Annotated in this window: 21 protein-coding genes and 1 other annotated feature; of the genes, 11 read left to right on the top strand and 10 right to left on the bottom strand. The window is 57.6% G+C overall.

Features of this window, described 5'->3' with window-relative positions; genetic code table 11:
• Window positions 1-21 precede the first annotated feature (21 nt).
• From tomB to C2E15_RS06005, 6 genes are all read right to left on the bottom strand, one after another.
• Window positions 22-402 carry an Hha toxicity modulator TomB gene (gene tomB / locus C2E15_RS05980; RefSeq protein ID WP_104956558.1) on the bottom strand — a complete coding sequence of 127 codons (381 nt, stop codon included), beginning with the start codon at window positions 400-402 and terminating at the stop codon, window positions 22-24.
• A 147-nt stretch (window positions 403-549) separates the two neighbouring features.
• Complete coding sequence (locus tag C2E15_RS05985; protein ID WP_104956559.1) at window positions 550-903, bottom strand: hypothetical protein; 354 nt, start codon at window positions 901-903, stop codon at window positions 550-552.
• Between the two features lie 347 nt (window positions 904-1250).
• Window positions 1251-1391: a type B 50S ribosomal protein L36 gene (ykgO, locus tag C2E15_RS05990; protein ID WP_104956560.1), complete on the bottom strand. Its 141-nt coding sequence runs from the start codon at window positions 1389-1391 to the stop codon at window positions 1251-1253.
• Window positions 1392-1400: 9 nt separating this feature from the next.
• The gene (locus C2E15_RS05995; protein WP_104956561.1) at window positions 1401-1658 is read right to left on the bottom strand and encodes a type B 50S ribosomal protein L31; all 258 of its coding nucleotides are present in this window, start codon (window positions 1656-1658) and stop codon (window positions 1401-1403) included.
• Between the two features lie 483 nt (window positions 1659-2141).
• Complete coding sequence (locus C2E15_RS06000) at window positions 2142-5291, bottom strand: multidrug efflux RND transporter permease subunit AcrB (RefSeq protein ID WP_104956562.1); 3150 nt, start codon at window positions 5289-5291, stop codon at window positions 2142-2144.
• A gap of 17 nt (window positions 5292-5308) precedes the next feature.
• Window positions 5309-6511: an efflux RND transporter periplasmic adaptor subunit gene (locus C2E15_RS06005; protein ID WP_104956563.1), complete on the bottom strand. Its 1203-nt coding sequence runs from the start codon at window positions 6509-6511 to the stop codon at window positions 5309-5311.
• Between the two features lie 140 nt (window positions 6512-6651).
• Between C2E15_RS06005 and acrR the strand changes: the two genes are divergently transcribed.
• Window positions 6652-7302 carry a multidrug efflux transporter transcriptional repressor AcrR gene (acrR, locus tag C2E15_RS06010; RefSeq protein ID WP_104956564.1) on the top strand — a complete coding sequence of 217 codons (651 nt, stop codon included), beginning with the start codon at window positions 6652-6654 and terminating at the stop codon, window positions 7300-7302.
• A 4-nt stretch (window positions 7303-7306) separates the two neighbouring features.
• On the opposite strand, the gene rsmS is transcribed toward acrR, so the two are convergent.
• Both rsmS and C2E15_RS06020 read right to left on the bottom strand, forming a co-directional pair.
• Entirely contained in the window at window positions 7307-7462 is a 156-nt protein-coding gene (gene rsmS, locus C2E15_RS06015; RefSeq protein WP_104956565.1) for a pleiotropic regulatory protein RsmS, read from the bottom strand.
• 10 nt (window positions 7463-7472) lie between these two features.
• Window positions 7473-7715: a GlsB/YeaQ/YmgE family stress response membrane protein gene (locus tag C2E15_RS06020; protein WP_104956566.1), complete on the bottom strand. Its 243-nt coding sequence runs from the start codon at window positions 7713-7715 to the stop codon at window positions 7473-7475.
• Window positions 7716-7842: 127 nt separating this feature from the next.
• On the opposite strand from C2E15_RS06020, the gene C2E15_RS06025 reads away from it, so the two are divergent.
• The 9 genes from C2E15_RS06025 to C2E15_RS06065 all read left to right on the top strand — a co-directional run bounded on the left by C2E15_RS06025 (window position 7843) and on the right by C2E15_RS06065 (window position 17419).
• Window positions 7843-8223 carry a DUF454 family protein gene (locus C2E15_RS06025; protein WP_104956567.1) on the top strand — a complete coding sequence of 127 codons (381 nt, stop codon included), beginning with the start codon at window positions 7843-7845 and terminating at the stop codon, window positions 8221-8223.
• A gap of 206 nt (window positions 8224-8429) precedes the next feature.
• Window positions 8430-8981 (top strand): adenine phosphoribosyltransferase, encoded by a 552-nt coding sequence (gene apt, locus C2E15_RS06030; RefSeq protein ID WP_104956568.1) that lies wholly within the window; start codon window positions 8430-8432, stop codon window positions 8979-8981.
• Between the two features lie 79 nt (window positions 8982-9060).
• Window positions 9061-11010, top strand: coding sequence for a DNA polymerase III subunit gamma/tau (gene dnaX / locus C2E15_RS06035; RefSeq protein ID WP_104956569.1), 1950 nt, complete (start codon window positions 9061-9063; stop codon window positions 11008-11010).
• Window positions 10352-10413, top strand: a sequence feature (DnaX frameshifting element). It overlaps the preceding gene by 62 nt.
• Window positions 11011-11061: 51 nt before the next feature.
• Complete coding sequence (locus C2E15_RS06040) at window positions 11062-11391, top strand: YbaB/EbfC family nucleoid-associated protein (protein WP_038627543.1); 330 nt, start codon at window positions 11062-11064, stop codon at window positions 11389-11391.
• Window positions 11391-11996, top strand: a complete 606-nt coding sequence (gene recR, locus C2E15_RS06045) for a recombination mediator RecR (protein WP_104956570.1) — start codon at window positions 11391-11393, stop codon at window positions 11994-11996. The genes C2E15_RS06040 and recR overlap by 1 nt, the downstream gene beginning before the upstream one ends.
• 103 nt (window positions 11997-12099) lie before the next feature.
• Window positions 12100-13968 carry a molecular chaperone HtpG gene (gene htpG, locus C2E15_RS06050; RefSeq protein WP_104956571.1) on the top strand — a complete coding sequence of 623 codons (1869 nt, stop codon included), beginning with the start codon at window positions 12100-12102 and terminating at the stop codon, window positions 13966-13968.
• A 245-nt stretch (window positions 13969-14213) separates the two neighbouring features.
• Window positions 14214-14858, top strand: a complete 645-nt coding sequence (gene adk, locus C2E15_RS06055; RefSeq protein ID WP_104956572.1) for an adenylate kinase — start codon at window positions 14214-14216, stop codon at window positions 14856-14858.
• Between the two features lie 239 nt (window positions 14859-15097).
• Window positions 15098-16057, top strand: coding sequence for a ferrochelatase (hemH, locus tag C2E15_RS06060; RefSeq protein WP_104956573.1), 960 nt, complete (start codon window positions 15098-15100; stop codon window positions 16055-16057).
• A 57-nt stretch (window positions 16058-16114) separates the two neighbouring features.
• The gene (locus C2E15_RS06065) at window positions 16115-17419 is read left to right on the top strand and encodes an inosine/guanosine kinase (protein ID WP_104956574.1); all 1305 of its coding nucleotides are present in this window, start codon (window positions 16115-16117) and stop codon (window positions 17417-17419) included.
• 39 nt (window positions 17420-17458) lie between these two features.
• On the opposite strand, the gene ybaL is transcribed toward C2E15_RS06065, so the two are convergent.
• Complete coding sequence (gene ybaL, locus C2E15_RS06070) at window positions 17459-19153, bottom strand: YbaL family putative K(+) efflux transporter (RefSeq protein WP_104956575.1); 1695 nt, start codon at window positions 19151-19153, stop codon at window positions 17459-17461.
• A 517-nt stretch (window positions 19154-19670) separates the two neighbouring features.
• Between ybaL and ushA the strand changes: the two genes are divergently transcribed.
• Window positions 19671-21362, top strand: coding sequence for a bifunctional UDP-sugar hydrolase/5'-nucleotidase UshA (gene ushA, locus C2E15_RS06075; protein WP_425438038.1), 1692 nt, complete (start codon window positions 19671-19673; stop codon window positions 21360-21362).
• Window positions 21363-21403: 41 nt separating this feature from the next.
• Here ushA and C2E15_RS06080 read toward each other — a convergent pair whose 3' ends face one another.
• The gene (locus C2E15_RS06080) at window positions 21404-21841 is read right to left on the bottom strand and encodes a multidrug/biocide efflux PACE transporter (protein ID WP_104956577.1); all 438 of its coding nucleotides are present in this window, start codon (window positions 21839-21841) and stop codon (window positions 21404-21406) included.

Here is a 21841-nt window from a genome sequence, read left to right on the forward strand (position 1 = left end):
CGTAATAAAATGATCGGTTGCTTAAAATGAATGGCTTGGCTGTAAAGGAAGCTGAGCGCACTCTTCCGCGAAAAGATTAAACAAACGTCGGGCGGAACGTTGCCAACGTTGCAGATCCTGAACATTAATGCCGTAATTACTGAATAACATAAAGGTATCGTCGAGGTAGTCATCGATCTGGACGATGAGATCCTCATCTTCAGCATGTTTTATTTTGTAATTCATAGTGAATGAAGCAATATGTTCAATCAGCTCATTCAGCTGTAAGTTGGTCGCAGATGTAGGATCGTTGACCCAGCCATGGTGGCTGTCACCCAGCGTGGCCATACTTTCGTCGTACAGATTTTCACACAAGAAATTGAGCTGGGCAATATCATGCCGTTTCGGTGAATATTCGTCCATCTTTTTTCCCTCCATACATCGACCATTGTCTGCATGTGAAACAGCGAAAAAAGCAGCGTACTTTACGTTTAATATTAAGAGCCGTTTGTTAATCAGACAAGATAAATATAACGTACGTTTGCTCTTTTCAGATTAGGTATTACTGAATCAGAACTCTTCAGCAGTGGAAGGACGCGTATTATCAATGAAATCGAAGGCCAGCGCGCCGGGAATTACCGCGAATTCAACGGCATCCTGACGGGTTTCTGTCTGATTAATGTCAAGACAGGGATTGAATACATTCCAGTCGAACTGATAAAGCATTTTATATCGACCGGGAGTTTGCGGCGTTACAGAAATAATCTTTATCGTACCGGGAACTAAAAGCGCATTTTGTGAAAACCACTGCAGGTCGCCAGTTAACAACTTTTCTATTTTGGGAATATTCTGGTGAATAATATCTTTTAATTTTAGCGGATCTTCTTCAGCTTGCAAAATATCGCAGGGTATAATTTTACGCACTTTTCCTCCGAAGAGTTTATCTTTGCTTAAGCAATGAGTATGACATACAGCAAGCAATATTAATTAAAGCCCTGCCTATCTCTCTGATTCAGAAAAGTTTAGCAGGATCGTTCCTGCCGTCCAGTCGCCAGGAATAGTTGTTTGAATTTTCTGGATTTAGTCACTGATAAACCCATCTTGCCGGCGGTCCGGGCGACATAAACGGATACAATTTTCGCCGCCATCAATAAATGCCTGTGCAATATCCCTGCAGAAAAAAGGGCGAATTAAGAACGGGACGGTGAAAAGCGATGAAGAAGGAAAGGTGACAGCGACAAGGGCCGTCGTGGCTACGGCCCTGTCGGAGGTTAGCGTTTTTTCTTTCCGCCCTGGACGGCTTTAAAACGCGGATTACTTTTACAAATAACATAGATGCGGCCGTGTCGGCGTACAACTTTGCAATCTTTGTGGCGCGTTTTTGCCGCGCGCAGCGAACTCAGTACCTGCATGACTCCTCCTTAGTTGCCCTTGCCAAGAAAACGGCCGTAGCGCTGGTTAAAGCGCGCCGTGCTGCCTTCGCGGCTGTAATCTTTCTGCTTGCCCGTATAGTGCGGATGCGAAGCGGAAGAGACATCCAGCGCGACGTAGGGAAAGGTTTCGCCATCAATCTCAATGGTTCGATCGGTTTTAATGGTTGAACCGGTTTTGAAATAGTGATCGACGCTGGTGTCGTGAAACACGACGGTACGGTAATGAGGATGAATACCTGGTTTCATCATGATCTCCTTTTGATATGTTATATCATAACAATTATTATGCGCTTTCTGTGGTGGCATTGCAACGGCTCTGTAAAAGGCCGGGTGACGTAGCGTATCGGCGGCAGGCGAGAAGGGGAGAGCAAGGGAAGGGATAGCAAGAGATGGAAAGGGAAGGGATAGCAAGAGATGGAAAGGGAAGGGATAGCAAGAGATGGGAAGGGAAGGGATAGCAAGAGATGAGAAGGGAAGGGGGAAGGCGCAAGAAATGGAGAGAGCGCCAGGCAATAGCGGGTCTGCAACAGATAACGCGGATCGTTACGCGGCAGGAAAATGGCGGACCTGCAACAGATAACGCAGGCGCGCGCTGGCAGCATCGCGCGCCAGGCAATAGCGGATCTGCAGCAGATACGGGTCTGCAGCAGATAATACAGGCGAGCGCCCGCAACATTCAGGCAAAAAAAGAGGCCACCTTGCGGTGGCCTCAGCATCAATCTATGTCACTCAGTGCTGATGTTCTACAGGATGACCCTGTTCCAGCTCTTCTTTATGCTTGCTGAAGCGGCGGCGAACCACCACAAAGAAGACCGGCACGAAGAAGATCGCCAGCACGGTTGCGGTCACCATGCCGCCCATGACGCCAGTGCCCACCGCATTCTGCGCGCCGGAGCCGGCGCCGGTACTGATAGCCAGCGGCAGTACGCCCAGAATAAAGGCCAGCGAGGTCATCAGGATGGGGCGCAGACGCATACGCGTTGCATCCAGCGTCGCTTCGATCAGGCCTTTGCCCTCTTTCTCCATCAAATCCTTGGCGAATTCGACGATCAGTATGGCGTTCTTCGCCGACAGGCCAATGGTGGTCAACAGGCCAACCACGAAGTAGACGTCGTTGCTCAGGCCGCGCAGCGTGGTGAACAGCAGCGCGCCGATTACGCCCAACGGCACCACCAGCATAACGGCGAACGGAATCGACCAGCTCTCATAGAGCGCGGCCAGACACAGGAACACCACAATCAGCGAGATAGCGTAGAGCGCAGGCGCCTGGTTACCGGAGAGGCGTTCCTGATAGGACATGCCCGTCCAGTCATAGCCGATACCCTGCGGCAGCTGAGAAGCCAACTGCTCCATCAACGCCATCGCATCGCCGGAGCTGCGTCCCGGCGCCGCCTGTCCCAGGATCTCCATGGAAGGCAGGCCGTTATAACGCTCCAGACGCGGCGAACCATACTGCCAGCGCGCCGTCGAGAAGGCGGAGAAGGGCACCATATCGCCGTTGGAAGCGCGCACGTACCATTTATTGATATCGTCCGGCAGCATACGTGAATCGGCTTTACCCATCACATAGACCTTTTTCACACGGCCGCGATCGATAAAGTCGTTTACATAGGAACCGCCCCATGCGGCGCCCAGCGTGGTGTTGATATCAGAGATAGAGACGCCCAGCGCCTGAGCCTTTTCCTGATCCACCGTCAGCTTATACTGCGGCGTATCTTCCAGGCCGTTAGGGCGTACGCCCACCACGGTATCGGGATGCTGCGCCACCATGCCCAACAGCTGGTTACGCGCCTGCGTCAGCTTATCGTGACCCAGGTTAGCCTGGTCAATCAGTTCGAAGTCGAAACCGGTGGCGTTACCCAGTTCGATAATCGCCGGCAGGTTGAACGGAATGACCATGGCGTCCTTGATTGAGCCCAGCGCCTGCATGGCACGGCCCGCAATCGCCGGCACCTTGTTATCCGCTCCGCTACGTTCATCCCACGGTTTCAGGCTGACGAAGGCGATACCGGTGTTCTGGCCGCGGCCGGCGAAACCGAAGCCGTTAACCGTAAATACCGACTGCACGTTAGCTTTCTCTTTGGTCAGGTAGTAGTTGCTGACCTCATCAAGCACCTTCTGCGTACGCTCCTGCGTCGCGCCGGCCGGCAGCTGCGCCTGGGTCAACAGCAGACCCTGGTCCTCTTCCGGCAGGAACGACGTGGGAAGGCGCATAAACAGCACTGCCATGCCGACCACGATAAACAGATAGATCAGCAGGTAGCGGCCCGTACTGCGAACAATATGGCCCACACTGTCGACGTAGTGGTTAGTGCTTTTATCGAACAGACGGTTAAACCAGCCGAAGAAACCGGTAGTTTTGCCATGATCGCCTTTTTTAATCGGCTTAAGCAGCGTGGCGCAGAGCGCCGGCGTCAGGATCAGGGCGACAATAACCGACAGCACCATCGCGGAAACAATGGTGATAGAGAACTGACGATAGATAACCCCGGTTGATCCGCCGAAGAAGGCCATCGGGATAAATACCGCTGACAGCACCAGCGCGATGCCCACCAGAGCGCCCTGGATCTGATCCATTGATTTGCGCGTCGCTTCCTTCGGCGGCAACCCTTCTTCCGCCATGACGCGCTCGACGTTCTCCACCACCACGATGGCGTCATCCACCAACAGACCGATGGCCAGCACCATGCCGAACATCGTCAGGGTGTTTATTGAATAGCCAAAGGCGTTGATGATGGCGAAGGTACCCAGCAGCACCACCGGCACCGCAATGGTCGGGATCAGCGTGGCGCGGAAGTTCTGCAGGAACAGGTACATGACCAGGAACACCAGCACGATCGCTTCAAACAGCGTTTTCACCACCTCGAAGATGGAGATTTTGACGAACGGCGTGGTGTCGTACGGGTAGACCACCTTCAGGCCGGCCGGGAAGGTCGGCGAAAGACGATTCAGCTCAGCTTTTACTGCATCCGCGGTATCCAGCGCGTTAGCGCCGGTAGCCAGCTTAATCCCCAGACCGGAGGCGGGCTGACCATTGAAGCGCGCAATAATTTCATAGTTTTCCCCGCCCAGCTCAATCGTGGCAACGTCACGCAGACGTACCTGCGAGCCGTCCGGGTTCACTTTCAGCAGAATTTTGCCGAACTCTTCCGTGGAGGTCAGACGCGTTTGCGCGATGATCGAGGCGTTAAGCTGCTGGCCTTTCACCGGCGGCGTACCGCCAAGCTGACCGGCGGCCACCTGGGCGTTCTGCGTAGAGATGGCGTTCACGACGTCGACCGGCGTCAGCTGATAGTTATTCAGCTTATGCGGGTCCATCCAGATACGCATCGCATACTGCGCGCCAAACAGCTGGGTGTCACCCACGCCAGTGGTACGGCTGATGGGATCCTTGATGTTGGAGGAGACGAAGTCCGCGATATCGTTCTGCGTCATGCTGCCATCTTCGCTAACGAAGCCGGCCACCATCAGGAAGCTGCTGGAGGATTTCTCCACCTGGATACCCTGCTGCTGGACTTCCTGCGGCAGAAGCGGCATCGCCAGCTGCAGTTTGTTCTGCACCTGCACCTGGGCGATATCCGCGTCGGTGCCCGACTGGAAAGAGAGCGTCAGCTGCAGCGAGCCGGACGAATCGCTGTTCGAGGACATATACATCAGTCCGTCGATACCGTTCATATTCTGCTCGATAACCTGAGTCACCGAATCCTGCAGCGTTTTTGCGTCGGCGCCCGGATAGTTTGCGCTGATCTGTACCGCTACAGGAGCAACATTAGGATATTGCTCAATCGGCAGCTTAAGAATCGATAGCGCACCCGCCAGCATGATAATGATGGCGATTACCCACGCAAAAATGGGGCGATCGATAAAGAACTTAGCCATGAATCAGTGGCTCCTGTTTAAGACTGAGGTTGTTCAGACTGCGACTGCGGCTGCGAGGGTTGCTGAGCTTTCGCATCCTCTGTCACTTCCTGCGGCGTTACCTGCGCGCCAGGCTTCGCACGCTGCAGTCCAACAGAAATCACGCGATCGCCAGCCTGCACGCCCTGCGTGACCAGCCACTTATCGCCAATCGCCTGTTGTGCCGTGACATTGCGCGCCGCTACCTTGTTGTTCTGATCGACCACCATCACCGTCGCCTGACCGGTCGGCGTACGGGTCACCGCCTGCTGCGGCACCAGAATCGCGTTCGGGTTGGTGCCTTCTTCCAGACGCGCGCGCACGAACATGCCCGGCAGCAACGCATGGTTAGGGTTCGGGAACACCGCGCGCAGCGTAATGGAACCGGTAGTTTCATCGACAGTTACATCGGAAAATTCCAGTGTGCCCGGCTGCTTATATTCGCTACCATCCGGCATCATCAGCGTGACGTTCGCTTTGCCATCGGTCTGCTTCAGCTGGCCAGACTCCAGCTCCTGACGCAGGCGCAGATACTCTTCGCTCGACTGCGTCACGTCGACGTACATCGGATCAAGCTGCTGTACGGTCGCCAGCGCCGTGGTCTGGCCGGTCTGCACCAGCGCGCCTTCGGTTACGGAAGATTTGCCGATACGGCCGCTGATCGGGGAGGTCACTTTGGTGTAGGCGAGATTGATGCGCGCCGTTTCCAGGCTCGCTTTCGCTACCGCTACCGCCGCGGCCGTCTGGCTCTGGGTAGCGACCGCCTGATCGTAATCCTGCTGGCTAATATATTTGGTGCCCAGCAGCGGCTGATAGCGTTTCACCGTTACGGCGGCAATCTGCGCGTTGGCTTGCGCCTGGGCTAAATCGCCTTTGGCGCTGTTGTAGGCGGCCTGATAAGGCGCCGGATCGATCTGATAAAGCGATTCGCCTGCTTTAATATCGCTGCCTTCAACGAAGTTGCGTTTCAGAATAATGCCGGAAACCTGCGGACGCACTTCCGCCACGCGATAGGCGGATGTCCTGCCTGGCAGCTCAGTCGTAATTTTCAACGGTTCGCTTTTTAATGTTACTACGCCGACTTCAGGCGCCTGTTGCTGTTGACCAGCCTGCTCGGACTTATTATCACATCCTGTTAGCGCAAAGCTGCCTGAGAGCATCAGGACGGCCGCCAGAGGCGTTAACCCTCTGTTATTTTTCATAAATCAACCTCGATTGTTCGATATCGATTGGTCAATGGATCACAAACCGTTGAGCCATTGCTGCGTTTAAATTAGGGTCATGCTATGGTACATACATTCGCAAATGTATGTAAATCTGCCGCTTGGTAAAAGCACTCACTATGGCACGAAAAACCAAACAGCAAGCCCTTGAAACACGTCATCAAATTCTCGATGCCGCGATCGCGCGTTTCTCTGAGTTCGGCGTTTCGGCAACCTCCCTGGCCGATATCGCTACGGCGGCCGGCGTAACGCGGGGCGCTATCTACTGGCATTTTAAAAACAAGACCGATCTGCTGAATGAGATTTGGGCGCAGTCTGAGTCTGGCCTGGAGGACGTTGAGCAAGAGTATCAGTCAAAATACTCCGACGATCCACTTTCCCTGATGCGCGCCATGCTGCGTTACGTCTTTGAGGCGACCGCGCGTGACCAGCGGCGGCGCTCTCTGCTGGAAATTATTTTCCATAAATGCGAGTTCGTGGGTGAGATGCTGCCGCTGCAAATCATGCAGCAAAATCTCTATCTGGAATGCTATGAGAAGATTGAAGAGGCGCTGGGTAACTGCATCAGCGCCGGGCAGCTGCCGGCGGAGCTGAATTTACGCCGCGCGGCGATCATTATGCGCGGCTACGTTACCGGCATCATGGAGAACTGGCTGTTTATGCCCGACAGCTTCGATATTGAGCAGGATGCGCCGATGCTGGTGGAAACGCTGATCGATATGCTTAAGCATAGCCCCAGCCTGAGCCAGCCGGCGGCCAGCCCCGCCTGATGGTTCAGGAGGCGGCGAGCGCCTGCTGTTTATTTTCATAGTCGCGGCGCACTATCTCCAGCGCCGCCAGCACCGTTTCTGGCGCCATGTCGCTCTGCTCCAGTAGCATGATCAGATCAACCGCCAGCTTAACCTCATCCGGCGCGCTTTCCAGTGACATCCTTTGCTCCTTAATGACGAATAATACGCGCCACGCCAACCAGCATCAGCGCGCCGGCCAGTGCTAACAGCAACGCGCGCGGATGCAGGCAGGCCAGGGTTCCCCAGTTAAAATAGACGCTAATATAGCCGCCGACCAGGGCACCGATGGTCGCCAGAATCAGCGTCGGCAGCCAGCCGCCGCGCACGGCGAGAAATTTCCCCGCCATCAAACCCACCAGCACGCCGATAACCAGCCAGGATAACAGTCCCATACTTATGTCCTTAAAAAGCGATTGCGAATCTGCGAAATTGCTATTGATAAAATAGCCGCTTAACGGCTGCGGAACAGCTCTCCGGCTGTGATAAAGTGATCCGGTTAGCTCTTTAGCAGGATATTTCATGCAGCGCATTATATTACTGATTATTGGCTGGTTGGCTATTGTGCTGGGGGCGCTGGGCGTGGTGCTACCGCTATTGCCGACCACCCCTTTCATACTGCTTGCCGCATGGTGCTTCGCGCGCTCGTCGCCGCGCTTTCATCACTGGCTGCTGTGGCGCTCCTGGTTCGGCAAATACCTGCGTCACTGGCAGCAGCATCGCGCGCTGCCGCCGGGCGTCAAAGGGCGCGCCATGCTGATGACTGTCGCCACTTTCGCTCTCTCCCTTTGGCTGGTGAAGCTGTTCTGGCTAAGGGTGATGCTGCTCTGCATGCTGGCCGCGCTGCTGCTGTTTATGTGGCGCATGCCGGTGGTCAGCGCAGAGGAAAAGGGCGGTCGCTGAGCAGCCTTTTCAGATTTACCTTAACGCTTTTCAAACACTTACACTGTCAGGATGGCAATCGGTGTTGCATTTATCCTGCAGTTTGCTTAGATTTGTTCGTTTTCGTGCGCGGCTTCCCTTATTTCATTCCTTTCCGTCTGCGGCGCTGTCCGTCAGCGTAAGGCGAAGCTGCGCGAGTCAGTTTAGTATTCACCAGGCATAACATTATGACCGCGACTGCGCAGCAGCTTGAGTTTCTTAAAGACAGTATTAAAAGCGTTCCGGATTATCCGAAGCCGGGTATCCTGTTTCGTGATGTCACCAGTCTGCTGGAAGATCCGCAAGCTTTCGCAACAACCATCGATCTGTTTATTGCGCGTTTCCGCGATCGCGGCATCACCAAAGTGGTGGGCACCGAAGCGCGCGGATTTCTGTTTGGGGCGCCGGTAGCGCTGGGTCTGGGCGTCGGCTTCGTGCCGGTGCGCAAGCCGGGCAAATTGCCGCGCGAAACCTGGAGCGAAACCTACGATCTCGAATATGGCAGCGACCAGCTTGAGCTGCATCGTGACGCCATCAAGCCAGGCGACGTAGTGCTGGTGGTGGACGATCTGCTGGCGACCGGCGGCACCATCGAAGCCACGGTCAAACTGATCCGCCGCGCCGGCGGCGAAGTAAAGGATGCGGCGTTCGTCATCAACCTGTACGACCTCAACGGCGAAGCCCGCCTCAACGCGCTGGGCATCGACTGCTACAGCCTGGTCTCTTTCCCGGGCCACTGAGTTTCCCGCCTTCAGCCTCGCCGTAGCGGCGGGGCTGTGTTAGCATGTCCCACTGGTTTTCAACACATCCCGTGAACGAATGAGTTATCAGGTTCTGGCCCGAAAGTGGCGTCCACAAGCGTTTTCCGATGTCGTTGGTCAAGAGCATGTATTAACTGCGCTGGCGAACGGCCTGTCGCTGGGACGAATCCACCACGCTTATCTTTTTTCCGGCACCCGCGGCGTCGGAAAGACCACCATTGCGCGTCTGTTGGCCAAAGGGCTCAATTGCGAAACCGGCATTACCGCCACCCCGTGCGGCGTGTGCGATAACTGTCGCGAAATCGAGCAGGGCCGTTTTGTCGATCTGATTGAAATCGATGCCGCGTCGCGCACCAAAGTCGAAGACACGCGCGATCTGCTGGACAACGTGCAGTACGCGCCGGCGCGCGGCCGCTTCAAGGTCTACCTGATCGATGAAGTGCATATGCTGTCGCGCCACAGCTTCAACGCGCTGTTAAAAACCCTCGAAGAGCCGCCCGCGCACGTTAAATTTCTGCTGGCGACCACCGATCCGCAAAAATTGCCGGTCACCATCCTTTCCCGCTGTCTGCAGTTCCATCTTAAAGCGCTGGACGTCGATCAGATTCGTCAGCAGCTGGAATATGTGCTGCAGCAGGAGAATGTCAACGCCGAGCTGCGGGCGCTGCAGCTGCTGGCGCGTGCCGCCGACGGCAGCATGCGCGACGCGCTCAGCCTCACCGATCAGGCGATAGCCACCGGTCAGGGTCAGGTGACGACGGAAAGCGTCGCCGCGATGCTCGGCACGCTGGATGACGACCAGCCGCTGGCGCTGATTGAAGCATTGGCCGCCGCCGACGGTCAGCAGACCATGGCGTTACTGCAGCAGGCGGCAAGCCGCGGCGTGGAGTGGGAAGCGCTGCTGGTGGAGATGCTGCGTTTGCTGCACCGCATCGCCATGATCCAGCTGCTGCCTTCCGCGTTGAGCGACGAATACGCAGGGGTTGAACATCGCCTGCGCGAGCTGGCGCGCATCGTGCCGCCGGCCGACGTGCAGCTCTATTACCAGACCATCCTGATGGGACGCAAAGAGCTGCCGCTGGCGCCCGATCGCCGTATGGGCGTGGAGATGACTTTGCTGCGCGCGCTGGCGTTCCATCCGCAGGTCGAGATCGCCGAGCCGGTCACGCGCCCGGTGATGACGCCGCAGCCGAACGTACAGGTGCCGCCGTCGGCCTCCGCCGCCGCGTTCGCCGCGCCGGAGACGCCGAAACCGGCGCCGTCGCCCGCCGCGGCCGGCGCCGCCCCGGATGTGCCTCTGCCCGACGCGACCAGCCAGCTCCTTCAGGCGCGTACACAGCTGTTGCGCCAGCAGGGGGCGAACAAACTAAAAAAGAGTGAGCCGGCAGCGCACAGTGCGCGGCCGGCAGGCTCGGCGCTGGAACGTCTCGCTCAGGTAACCGAGCGAGCCAGCAAACGACCTGCGGCGGAAAACGCGGCGCCGGTCAAGAAAGAGGCCTACCGCTGGAAGGCGCAGAATGTCGCCATCGAGACGGAAGCGCCGCAGGTGGCCACGCCGAAAGCGCTGCGCTCGGCGCTGGAGCATGAAAAGACGCCTGAGCTGGCGGCGCGGCTGGCGGAAGAGGCGCTGCAGCGCGATGCCTGGGCGGCGGAGATCGCCACGCTGACGCTGCCGAAGCTGGTGCAGCAGCTGGCGCTCAACGCCTGGAAAGAGGAGACGGCGCAGGGCATTTGTCTCCATCTGCGCAGCAGCCAGCGTCATCTTAATTCCGCCTCGGCGCAGCAGGTGCTGACCGACGCGTTAAGCCAGTCCAGCGGCAAGCCGGTAGAACTGTCTATTATTGAAGATGATAATCCAGCGGTGTTGACGCCGCTGGAATGGCGACAGAAGATCTATGAAGAAAAGCTGGCGCAGGCGCGCCAGTCCATCATCGCGGATAGCCACATACAGACTCTGCGTCGCTTTTTCGACGCCGATCTGGATGAGGAGAGTATTCGTCCCGTTTGAATCGCCGCATAAACCTGATGGCTTACGCGGCCCGAGCAAAGAGAGAAGAGTATGTTTGGTAAAGGCGGTTTGGGTAACCTGATGAAACAGGCCCAGCAGATGCAGGACAAAATGCAGCAGGTACAACAAGAGATCGCTGAAATGGAAGTGACCGGCGAATCTGGCGCGGGCCTGGTAAAAGTGACCATCAACGGCGCGCACAACTGCCGTCGCGTAGAGGTGGATCCGAGTCTGCTGGAAGATGACAAAGATATGCTGGAAGACCTGGTTGCGGCGGCGTTCAACGATGCGGCGCGCCGCATTGCCGAAGCGCAGCAGGAAAAAATGGCCTCCGTCTCCTCCGGCATGCAGCTGCCGCCGGGCTTTAAGATGCCGTTCTGATGCAGACCAGCCCTTTGCTGGAGTCGCTAATGGAAGCGTTGCGCTGCTTACCGGGCGTCGGCCCGAAATCGGCGCAGCGTATGGCGTTTCAGCTATTGCAGCGCGATCGCAGCGGAGGCATGCGCCTGGCTCAGGCGCTGACGCGCGCTATGTCGGAAATTGGTCACTGCGCGGATTGCCGCACCTTTACCGAGCAGGAAATCTGCACCATCTGCGCGAACCCGCGTCGCCAGCAAAATGGGCAGATTTGCGTGGTGGAGAGTCCGGCGGATATTCACGCCATTGAGCAAACCGGGCAGTTCGCCGGGCGTTATTTTGTGCTGATGGGGCACCTTTCTCCGCTGGACGGCATCGGCCCGCAGGATATCGGGCTCGATCGGCTGGAGCAGCGCCTGGAGAAAGAGACCATTCAGGAGCTGATCCTCGCCACCAACCCCACGGTGGAAGGCGAAGCGACCGCCAACTATATCGCCGGGCTGTGCGCGCAGTACGGCGTTGACGCCAGCCGCATCGCCCACGGCGTGCCGGTCGGCGGCGAACTGGAAATGGTGGATGGCACCACGCTGTCGCACTCGCTGGCCGGACGGCACAAGATTAAATACTGACCACTTGCTGGCACATTCCGTTGTGCCAGCTTGAAAAGCTTTTTCCCATCCCCATCTCTTCCTCAACGTTCGATAAACCTGTTTCAGTTGAGGTAGCCAAACCATGAAAGGACAAGAGACGCGTGGTTTCCAGTCAGAGGTCAAACAGCTTCTGCACCTGATGATCCATTCCCTCTATTCGAATAAAGAGATTTTCCTGCGCGAGCTGATTTCCAATGCCTCCGATGCGGCGGATAAGTTGCGTTTCCGCGCGCTCTCCACGCCCGATCTGTATGAAGGCGACGGCGAACTGCGCGTAAGGGTCTCAGTCGATAAGGAAAACCGCACGCTGACGCTGAGCGATAACGGCATCGGTATGCGTCGCGATGAGGTGATTGAGAACCTCGGCACCATCGCCAAATCAGGCACCAAAGCTTTCCTGGAATCGCTTGGCTCCGACCAGGCGAAAGACAGCCAGCTGATCGGCCAGTTCGGCGTCGGCTTCTACTCCGCATTTATCGTTGCCGATAAGGTGACGGTGCGCACCCGCGCCGCCGGCGCCGCGCCGGAAGAGGGCGTGTTCTGGGAATCCGCCGGCGAAGGCGAATACACCATCGACGATCTGACCAAAGCGGATCGCGGCACCGAAATCACGCTGCACCTGCGTGAAGGCGAGGATGAGTTTCTCGACAGCTGGCGCGTGCGCAACATCATCAGCAAATATTCCGATCACATCGCGCTGCCGGTGGAGATCGAAACCAAAGATGAAGAGAGCGACACCACCAGCTGGGAAAAAATCAACAAGGCGCAGGCGTTGTGGACCCGCAACAAAGCGGAGGTCACCGATGAAGAGTACAACGAATTCTACAAGCATATCGCGCATGACTTCAGCGATCCGCTGGCCTGGAGCCACAACCGTGTGGAAGGCAAGCAGGAGTACACCAGCCTGCTTTACATTCCGGCGCGCGCGCCCTGGGATATGTGGAATCGCGATCACAAGCATGGCCTGAAACTCTATGTTCAGCGCGTCTTTATCATGGATGACGCCGAGCAGTTTATGCCGAACTACCTGCGCTTCGTGCGCGGCCTGATCGACTCCAACGATCTGCCGCTGAACGTGTCGCGCGAAATTCTGCAGGACAACCGTATCACCCAGAACCTGCGCAGCGCGCTGACCAAACGCGTTCTGCAGATGCTGGACAAGCTGGCGAAAGATGACGCGGAGAAATATCAGCAGTTCTGGCGCGAATTCGGCCTGGTGCTGAAAGAGGGACCGGCGGAAGATCACGCCAACCAGCAGGCGATCGCTAAACTGCTGCGTTTCGCCACCACCAGCAGCGAAGGGGCGGCGCAGACCGTTTCGCTGGAAGAGTACGTCAGCCGTATGGTGGACGGGCAGGATAAGATTTACTACATCACCGCCGACAGCTACGCCGCGGCGAAAAGCAGCCCGCACCTGGAGCTGTTCCGCAAGAAAGGCATTGAGGTGCTGCTGCTCTCCGATCGCATTGATGAATGGATGATGAGCTACCTGCCTGAATTCGATGGCAAAGCTTTCCAGTCGGTCAGCAAAGCGGATGAAACGCTGGAAAAACTGGCTGACGAAGAGAACGACGCGCAGAAAGAAGCGGAAAAAGCGCTGGAGCCGTTTGTCGATCGCGTGAAAACGCTGCTGGGCGAACGCGTGAAAGAGGTGCGCCTGACGCATCGTCTGACCGACACGCCGGCGATCGTCACTACCGACGCCAATGAAATGAGTACCCAGATGGCTAAGCTGTTCGCCGCAGCCGGACAGGCGGTGCCGGACGTGAAGTACATCTTCGAACTCAACCCGGACCACGCGCTGGTGAAACGCGCGGCGGATACCCAGGATGAAGCGCGCTTCGCTGAATGGGTCGAGCTGCTGTTGGATCAGGCGCTGTTCGCCGAGCGCGGCACGCTGGAAGATCCTAACCAGTTTATCCGCCGCATGAACCAGCTGCTGCTGGCCTGATTGCGATAGCCTGCCCTGAGCCGGCCTCTGCGCCGGCTTTTTTACGGCTGCGCTCTGTCTGAAAAATGGCGATTATCCGATGCCGGGCTGGATCCTATGGACGATCCGGTTGATGATAGCCGCAGAGTTCGCATTCTTTCTCGCCAGAGCCGCTTCCCGCCCCGTTTCCTTGTGATGACCGGGGCTTAATGGTATGTTCTTGGCCTTCTCAGTAGATCAAAGCAATTCGCAAGGGGATTTACGCAATGCGTATTATTCTGCTCGGCGCTCCGGGCGCAGGTAAGGGCACTCAGGCTCAGTTCATTATGGAGAAATACGGTATTCCGCAAATCTCCACGGGCGATATGTTGCGTGCGGCGGTAAAAGCCGGCACGGAACTGGGCAAACAGGCGAAAGCCATCATGGACGACGGCAAGCTGGTGACCGATGAGCTGGTCATCGCGCTGGTGAAAGAGCGCATTGCGCAGGAAGATTGCCGTAACGGTTTCCTGCTGGACGGCTTCCCGCGTACCATTCCGCAGGCGGATGCGATGAAAGACGCCGGCATCAAAATTGATTGCGTGCTGGAGTTCGACGTGCCGGACGAGCTGATCGTCGAGCGCATTGTCGGCCGCCGCGTGCATGCGCCATCAGGCCGCGTCTATCACGTCACCTTTAATCCGCCGAAGGTGGAAGGCAAAGATGACGTGACCGGCGAAGAGCTGACCACGCGTAAAGACGATCAGGAAGAGACCGTGCGCAAGCGTCTGGTGGAATACCACGAGATGACCGAGCCGCTGGTAGCCTACTATCAGCAGGAAGCGCAGGCGGGCAACACCCAGTATCATAAAATCGACGGCACGCGCAAAGTGACCGAAGTCAGCGCCGAGCTGGCGAAGATTCTGGGCTGACAGATCTTCTGTACGCTCCTCGCCAGGCGTTTCTCCCGATACGCCTGGCGCGTTTTTTTGCTTTCCTTTCCTCGCCGACGCGCTTGCGCTACGCTTCTTTCCTCGCTTTCCCCTATACTTTGCCGCTTAGCGCTTTCTTCTCTTGCAGGGAAAGGTTTTACCGGCGAGCGAATCCGCGCCAGCCAAGGTAAGATACAGGGCGAAAACAAGTTAATCCATTTAGATAACAGGGATATACGATGAGGCAAGATAAACCCGGCGTCTTGCTGGTCAACCTGGGCACGCCAGATGCGCCAACCACGCCGGCGGTAAAACGCTACCTGAAACAGTTCCTCAGCGACAAGCGCGTCGTCGATACGCCGCGCTGGCTGTGGTGGCCGATCCTCAACGGCATTATTCTGCCGATCCGCTCACCGCGCGTCTCTAAACTCTATGCCTCCGTCTGGATGGAAGGCGGATCGCCGCTGCTGGTTTACAGCAAGCGTCAGCGCGAGGCGCTGGCGGCGCAGCTGGATATTCCGGTTGAGCTGGGCATGAGCTACGGCAACCCCAGCCTGAAGAGCGCGGTGGACAGCCTGATGGCGCAGGGCGTAACACGCCTGATTGTGCTGCCGCTCTATCCGCAGTTCTCCTGCTCCACCGTGGCGGCGGTCTGGGATGGGTTGAGCAGCGTCTTTGCCGGCTACCGTTCGATGCCGGACGTGCATTTTATCCGCGACTATGCCGAGCATCCGGCCTATATCGCCGCGCTGAAGGCGTCGGTTGAGCGCTCTTTCGCGAAAAATGGCAAGCCCGATCTGCTGGTGATGTCGTTCCACGGCATTCCGCAGCGCTTCGCCAATGAAGGCGATGACTATCCGCAGCGCTGCCGCGACACCACCGACGCGCTGACGCGCGCGCTGGGCCTGAGCGAAAACGAAGTGATGATGACTTTCCAGTCGCGCTTCGGCCGTGAGCCCTGGCTGACGCCCTATACCGATGAAACCATGCGCGGCCTGCCGGCGAAGGGCGTGCGCCACATTCAGATCATGAGTCCGGGCTTTTCCTCCGACTGTCTGGAAACGCTGGAAGAGATCAACGAGCAGAACCGTGAATTTTTCCTGCATGCCGGCGGCGAAAAGTTTGAATATATTCCGGCGCTCAATGACGACGAAGAGCATATCGCCATGATGCTGGCGCTGGTAAAAGCGCATCGCTGAGTAACGGCGGGGAGTGTGATATCATTCTCCGCCTGTTTTATTCTGAAGCCAACAACCATGAAATTTCCCGGCCAACGCAAATCCAAACACTATTTTCCCGTCAGCGCGCGCGATCCGCTTATCCAGCCCGTTCAGCCCGAAAGCGAAACCGGCACCAGCTGGGTGGTCGGCATCGATCAGACGCTGGTGGATATCGAAGCAAAAGTCGATAACGCCTTTGTGGCGCGCTACGGACTTAGCGTTGGCCATTCGCTGGTGATTGAGGATGAAGTGGCGGACGCGCTCTACGCAGAGCTGATGCGCGACAATCTGATCACCCATCAGTTCGCCGGCGGTACCATCGGCAATACCATGCACAACTACTCGGTACTGGCGGACGACCGCTCGGTGCTGCTTGGCGTGATGTGCAACAACGTGCAGATCGGCGGCTACGCCTATCGCTATCTCTGCAACACCTCCAGCCGCACCGACCTTAACTACCTGCAGGGCGTCGACGGCGCTATCGGCCGCTGCTTTACGCTGATCGGCGATAACGGCGAGCGCACTTTCGCCATCAGTCCCGGCATGATGAACCAGCTGCGTCCGGAAAGTATTCCGGAAGCGGTGATCGCCGGCGCCTCCGCGCTGGTGCTGACCTCCTATCTGGTGCGCTGCAAGCCGGGCGAACCGATGCCGGAGGCGACCATGCAGGCGGTCGCCTGGGCGAAGCAGTACAACGTGCCGGTGGTGCTGACGCTGGGCACCAAACATGTGATCGCCGAAAACCCGCAATTCTGGCGCGACTTCCTGCGCGAACATGTCGCTATTCTGGCGATGAATGAAGAAGAGGGGCTGGAGCTGACCGGCTACGCCGATCCGCTGCAGGCGGCCGATAAAGCGCTGGAGTGGGTGGATTTGGTACTATGCACCGCCGGCCCCAACGGTCTCTATATGGCGGGTTACACCGAAGAGGGCGCGAAGCGCCAGACTAACCATCCGCTGCTGCCGGGCGCCATCGCGGAATTTAACCAGTATGAATTCAGCCGCGCCATGCGTTATCAGGATTGCCAGCAGCCGCTGCGCATCTATTCGCATATCGCCCCCTATATGGGCGGGCCGGAGAAGATCATGAATACCAACGGGGCAGGGGATGGCGCGCTGGCGGCGCTGCTGCACGATATTACCGCCAACAGCTATCACCGCAACAACGTGCCCAACTCCAGCAAGCATCAGCGCAGTTACTTAACCTACTCGTCGCTGGCGCAGGTCTGCAAATATGCCAACCGCGTCAGCTATCAGGTGCTGAATCAGCATTCGCCGCGTCTGACGCGCGGGCTGCCTGAGCGGGAAGACAGTCTGGAAGAGGCGTACTGGGAGCGTTAAGCGGAAAGCGTGCGCGGCGTGGCCCGCCGCGCAGCAAGATCAGTTCGGGTGTTGCGGCGTCAGCATGGTCGGCGTCGCGTCCAGTCCCGCTTTCAGCATCGCCAGCATACTGTTGGCAATTTCCCGCTCGCCCATAATTACATTGTCCGCGCCGCGTTCAAGGATGTAGTGAACCTCGTCGTCATAGTGCGCGCGGGCGATAATCTCCAGATGCGGATGTTTTTCGCGCGCCGCGGCGATAATCTCGCCCGCCTCGTAGCCGTTGGGAATGCTCATCAGCAGCCAGCGGGCGCAGTCCAGACGCGCCAGCTCCATGGTTTCGACACGCGCCGCATTGCCTAATACCGCCCGGATCCCCTGTTCGCGCAGCGCTTCGACGCGCGTGCGCGCATTCTCCACCACCACAATCGGGATCTCCGCGTCGATCAGCAGCTGGCTCACCAGGCTGCCCACCCGTCCATAACCGACAATCACCGCATGATTGCAGATATTGACCGGGATCTGTTTCTCTTCTTCCGTTGCCTCTTCCATGCTCTGCTCCTCGAAGTTTTCATGCTTATCGAGATAGCGCTCCAGCAGGGTAAACAGGATCGGGTTAAGCATAATTGACAGGATCGCGCCCGCCAGCACCAGATTGCGGCCCTCCTCGCTAAGCAAGTTCAGCGCGATGCCGAGGCCGGCGAGGATAAAGGCGAACTCGCCGATTTGCGCCAGGCTGACGGAAATGGTCAGCGCGGTACGGCGCGAATGACCAAGCAGCGTCACCAGCAGCCAGGCTGCCAGCGATTTGCCCAGCACGATAATTGCCAGCGTGCCCAGCACCGCCAGCGGCTGCTGGATAATGATCATTGGATCGAACAGCATGCCGACCGAAACGAAAAACAGTACCGCGAAGGCATCGCGCAGCGGTAGCGTATCGTGCGCGGCGCGATGGCTCAGCTCCGATTCGTTCAGCACCATGCCGGCAAAGAAGGCCCCCAGCGCAAAGGAGACATCGAAGAACTCCACCGCGCCGAAGGCGATACCCAGCGCCAGCGCCAGCACCGCCAGGGTGAACAGCTCGCGCGAGCCGGTGGCGGCGCTGCGTGCCAGAATCCACGGCACGACGCGGCGGCCGACCACCATCATCAGCACCATAAAGGCGGCGACCTTGCCGATGGTCCACAGCAGATCCCACGCCAGCAGCGACAGGCTGGCGTTGCCTTTCTCCAGCATGCCGGCAATCGCGGGCAGCAGCACCAGCGTCAGCACCATCACCAGATCCTCGACGATCAGCCAGCCGATAGCGATCTGGCCACGCTGGCTGTCGATCAGCTGCCGCTCCTCCAGCGCGCGCAGCAGCACCACGGTACTGGCGGTAGAGAGGCAGAGCCCGAACACCAGCCCGGTCATCCAGTCCCAGCCGAGCGTGGTACTCAACCCAATACCCAGCAGCGTGGCGACGGTAATCTGCGCGATAGCGCCGGGAATGGCGATGGTTTTCACCGCCATCAAATCTTTCAGGGAGAAATGCAGACCCACGCCGAACATCAGCAGAATAACGCCCAGCTCCGCCAGTTCAGGCGCCAGCTTGGTATCGGCGACGAACCCCGGGGTAAAGGGGCCCGCCAGAACGCCTGCAACCAAATAGCCCACCAGAGGGGAAATGCGCAGGCGGCTGGCGAGCATTCCCAGGAGAAAGGCGAGGACAAGGCCTCCGACAATAGTGGTAATCAGCGGGGTGCTGTGGTGCATGCTGTCTCCTTCTGTGTGCAACTGTGTCCGGTTGTAACCAGTGTAAAACAAAATGGGGGCGTCCGGGGGAGAATAAAGGGGGATAAAGTGAAAAAAGTGCAGGAAATCTAAAAAATTGCGGGTGTGGGCCATTTTTTTTACTTATGACGCTACAACCTTGATGAACACTGTTGATAATCGTCATCTTTTTGCAAAAACAGTCTGCTAAAAAGCACTTCTTTCTCACACAAGGGTAATAAAAGCGATGTATGGGATGAAAAAGCAAAAATAGCCGCTGTTTTCCACGTAATATTTCGTCGGCCTAAAAAACTTTCGCGCGCTGCTGCGCAGAAGATTGCGGCCGCGCCAGCCTTCAGGCATAACTAGCGTTATTCCGACGGCGGCCTGCGTTCGCCGTCGTTGATTATCATGGCGGCGCGCCCGGCGAGCGGGCAGGGCAGCCAGATGCCTGTCAACAAGGAGAATGACGTTGCGCTTTATCAATACCTTTATCATAGGCGGGATAGTCTCGCTTAGCATGCTCTCCTCACCGGCGCTGGCCTGGGAAAAGGGGCGCGTTTATAAGTTCACCGTGTTACATACCAATGACCATCATGGGCGCTTTTGGCAAAACGAGCAGGGCGAGTATGGCCTGGCGGCGCAAAAAACGCTGGTGGACAGCATCCGCTATGACGTGCAGGCGCACGGCGGCGGCGTGCTGATCCTCTCCGGCGGCGATATCAACACCGGCGTGCCTGAATCCGATCTGCAGGATGCAGAGCCCGATTTCCGCGGCATGAATCTGGTGGGATACGATGCGATGGCCATCGGCAACCATGAGTTCGATAATCCGCTGTCGGTGCTGCGCCAGCAGCAGAAGTGGGCCAAATTCCCGCTGCTTTCCGCCAATATCTATCAAAAAAGCAGCGGTGAACGCCTGTTTCAGCCCTATGCGTTGTTTAACCGTATGGGACTGAAAATCGCGGTGATCGGCCTGACCACCGACGACACGGCGAAAATCGGTAATCCTGAATACCTGACCGATATCGTGTTCCGCCCGCCCGCCGCCGAGGCGAAAAAAGTGGTGGAGACGCTGCGCGCTGGCGAAAAGCCGGACGTGATTATCGCCGCCACCCATATGGGGCATTACGATAACGGTCAACACGGCTCCAACGCGCCGGGTGACGTGGAGATGGCGCGCGCGCTGCCGCCGGGCTATATCGATCTGATTGTCGGCGGCCACTCGCAGGATCCGGTCTGCATGGCGCAGGATAACCAGAAGCAGGTCGATTACGTGCCGGGGTCGCCCTGCGTGCCCGATCGGCAGAACGGGACCTGGATTGTGCAGGCGCATGAGTGGGGAAAATATGTCGGCCGCGCCGATTTCAGCTTTAAGGATGGCGTGCTGACGCTGGAGAACTATCAGCTGATCCCGGTGAACCTGAAGCACAAAGTGAAAAACAGCGACGGTAAAGAAGAGTGGATCAACTATCAGGCGGAAATTACCCCCAATAGCGCGATGATGAAACTGCTCACGCCGTTCCAGAAAAAAGGCGAGGCGCAGCTTAACGTGCAGGTCGGCAGCGTCGACGCGCGCCTTGAGGGCGACCGCAGCAAGGTGCGCTTTGTGCAGACCAACCTGGCGCGCCTGATCCTGGCGGCGCAGATCGAGCGCACCAAAGCGGACTTTGCCGTGATGAGCGGTGGCGGCGTGCGCGACTCTATCGCAGCAGGGCCGATCAGCTATAAGGATGTGCTGAAAGTGCAGCCGTTCGGCAATACGGTGTGTCAGGTTGAGATGACCGGGCGCGAGGTGGAAAAATATCTCGCCGTGGTGGCAAATAAGCAGGTCGATTCCGGCGCCTACGCGCAGTTCGCCAACGTCAGCCTGGTGGCGGACGGCGAGGGGGTCAGTGAGATCAAAATCAACGGCGAGCCGCTGCAGGCGGAGAAAACCTACCGCATGGCGGTGCTGAGCTTTAATGCCAACGGCGGCGATGGCTATCCGGTGGTCAATACGCTGCCGGGTTTTGTGAATACCGGCTTTGTCGATGCGGAAGTGCTGAAGCAGTATATTGAAAAACATTCGCCGCTGAAGGCGGAAGAGTACGCGCCGCACGGCGAGATCGTGCATCTCAGCGCGGCGGAAAAAGAGGCGCGGCAGAAGCAGGAATCCCATCGCCGCAGCTATCCGCAGATGATCCTTGCCTGGCTGACCGGCAAAGCGTAAAGCGGCCCGGCCCGATGCGGATTAGGCGTCGGGCCGGCCAGTTAACCGTGCTGGCAGGCCTGACGCGCCTGCCATTTTTCCCGCGCGCGATCCCATAGCCAGTTATAGACCACGGTATAGGGCAGAAAGAACAGGAAGAAGCCGACCTCCAGCATAAACGCCTGCCACAGGCCGGTGCCCAGCAGGGTCGCCGCTATCGGCAGGCCAATCAAAATAAATCCGCCTTCAAAGCAGAGCGCATGAACGATACGCAGCCCCAGACCGCGTTTAACTTTTCCCAGCGGAAACAGGCGGTCAAACAGCGCGTTGTAGATGATATTCCACACCATGGCGGTGGTGGAAAGCGCCAGCGCCACCGCGCCCATCTGGAACAGGGGCTTATTCATCAATGTCGCCGCCAGCGGCGACACGATCAAAATAGCTAACGCCTCAAAGCCTGTGGCATGCAGCAGGCGTTCTTTCAGCGAACGGGTTTGCAT

This window comes from Mixta gaviniae (genome assembly GCF_002953195.1).
GTDB lineage: Bacteria > Pseudomonadota > Gammaproteobacteria > Enterobacterales > Enterobacteriaceae > Mixta > Mixta gaviniae.

Excerpts from the sequence above, each read along its gene's own strand:
- tomB (WP_104956558.1), bottom strand. The coding sequence starts at position 402 with ATGGACGAATATTCACCGAAACGGCATGATATTGCCCAGCTCAATTTC.
- ykgO (WP_104956560.1), bottom strand. The coding sequence starts at position 1,391 with ATGCAGGTACTGAGTTCGCTGCGCGCGGCAAAAACGCGCCACAAAGAT.
- C2E15_RS05995 (WP_104956561.1), bottom strand. The coding sequence starts at position 1,658 with ATGAAACCAGGTATTCATCCTCATTACCGTACCGTCGTGTTTCACGAC.
- C2E15_RS06000 (WP_104956562.1), bottom strand. The coding sequence starts at position 5,291 with ATGGCTAAGTTCTTTATCGATCGCCCCATTTTTGCGTGGGTAATCGCC.
- C2E15_RS06005 (WP_104956563.1), bottom strand. The coding sequence starts at position 6,511 with ATGAAAAATAACAGAGGGTTAACGCCTCTGGCGGCCGTCCTGATGCTC.
- acrR (WP_104956564.1), top strand. The coding sequence starts at position 6,652 with ATGGCACGAAAAACCAAACAGCAAGCCCTTGAAACACGTCATCAAATT.
- rsmS (WP_104956565.1), bottom strand. The coding sequence starts at position 7,462 with ATGTCACTGGAAAGCGCGCCGGATGAGGTTAAGCTGGCGGTTGATCTG.
- C2E15_RS06020 (WP_104956566.1), bottom strand. The coding sequence starts at position 7,715 with ATGGGACTGTTATCCTGGCTGGTTATCGGCGTGCTGGTGGGTTTGATG.
- C2E15_RS06025 (WP_104956567.1), top strand. The coding sequence starts at position 7,843 with ATGCAGCGCATTATATTACTGATTATTGGCTGGTTGGCTATTGTGCTG.
- apt (WP_104956568.1), top strand. The coding sequence starts at position 8,430 with ATGACCGCGACTGCGCAGCAGCTTGAGTTTCTTAAAGACAGTATTAAA.
- dnaX (WP_104956569.1), top strand. The coding sequence starts at position 9,061 with ATGAGTTATCAGGTTCTGGCCCGAAAGTGGCGTCCACAAGCGTTTTCC.
- C2E15_RS06040 (WP_038627543.1), top strand. The coding sequence starts at position 11,062 with ATGTTTGGTAAAGGCGGTTTGGGTAACCTGATGAAACAGGCCCAGCAG.
- recR (WP_104956570.1), top strand. The coding sequence starts at position 11,391 with ATGCAGACCAGCCCTTTGCTGGAGTCGCTAATGGAAGCGTTGCGCTGC.
- htpG (WP_104956571.1), top strand. The coding sequence starts at position 12,100 with ATGAAAGGACAAGAGACGCGTGGTTTCCAGTCAGAGGTCAAACAGCTT.
- adk (WP_104956572.1), top strand. The coding sequence starts at position 14,214 with ATGCGTATTATTCTGCTCGGCGCTCCGGGCGCAGGTAAGGGCACTCAG.
- hemH (WP_104956573.1), top strand. The coding sequence starts at position 15,098 with ATGAGGCAAGATAAACCCGGCGTCTTGCTGGTCAACCTGGGCACGCCA.
- C2E15_RS06065 (WP_104956574.1), top strand. The coding sequence starts at position 16,115 with ATGAAATTTCCCGGCCAACGCAAATCCAAACACTATTTTCCCGTCAGC.
- ybaL (WP_104956575.1), bottom strand. The coding sequence starts at position 19,153 with ATGCACCACAGCACCCCGCTGATTACCACTATTGTCGGAGGCCTTGTC.
- ushA (WP_425438038.1), top strand. The coding sequence starts at position 19,671 with ATGCTCTCCTCACCGGCGCTGGCCTGGGAAAAGGGGCGCGTTTATAAG.
- C2E15_RS06080 (WP_104956577.1), bottom strand. The coding sequence starts at position 21,841 with ATGCAAACCCGTTCGCTGAAAGAACGCCTGCTGCATGCCACAGGCTTT.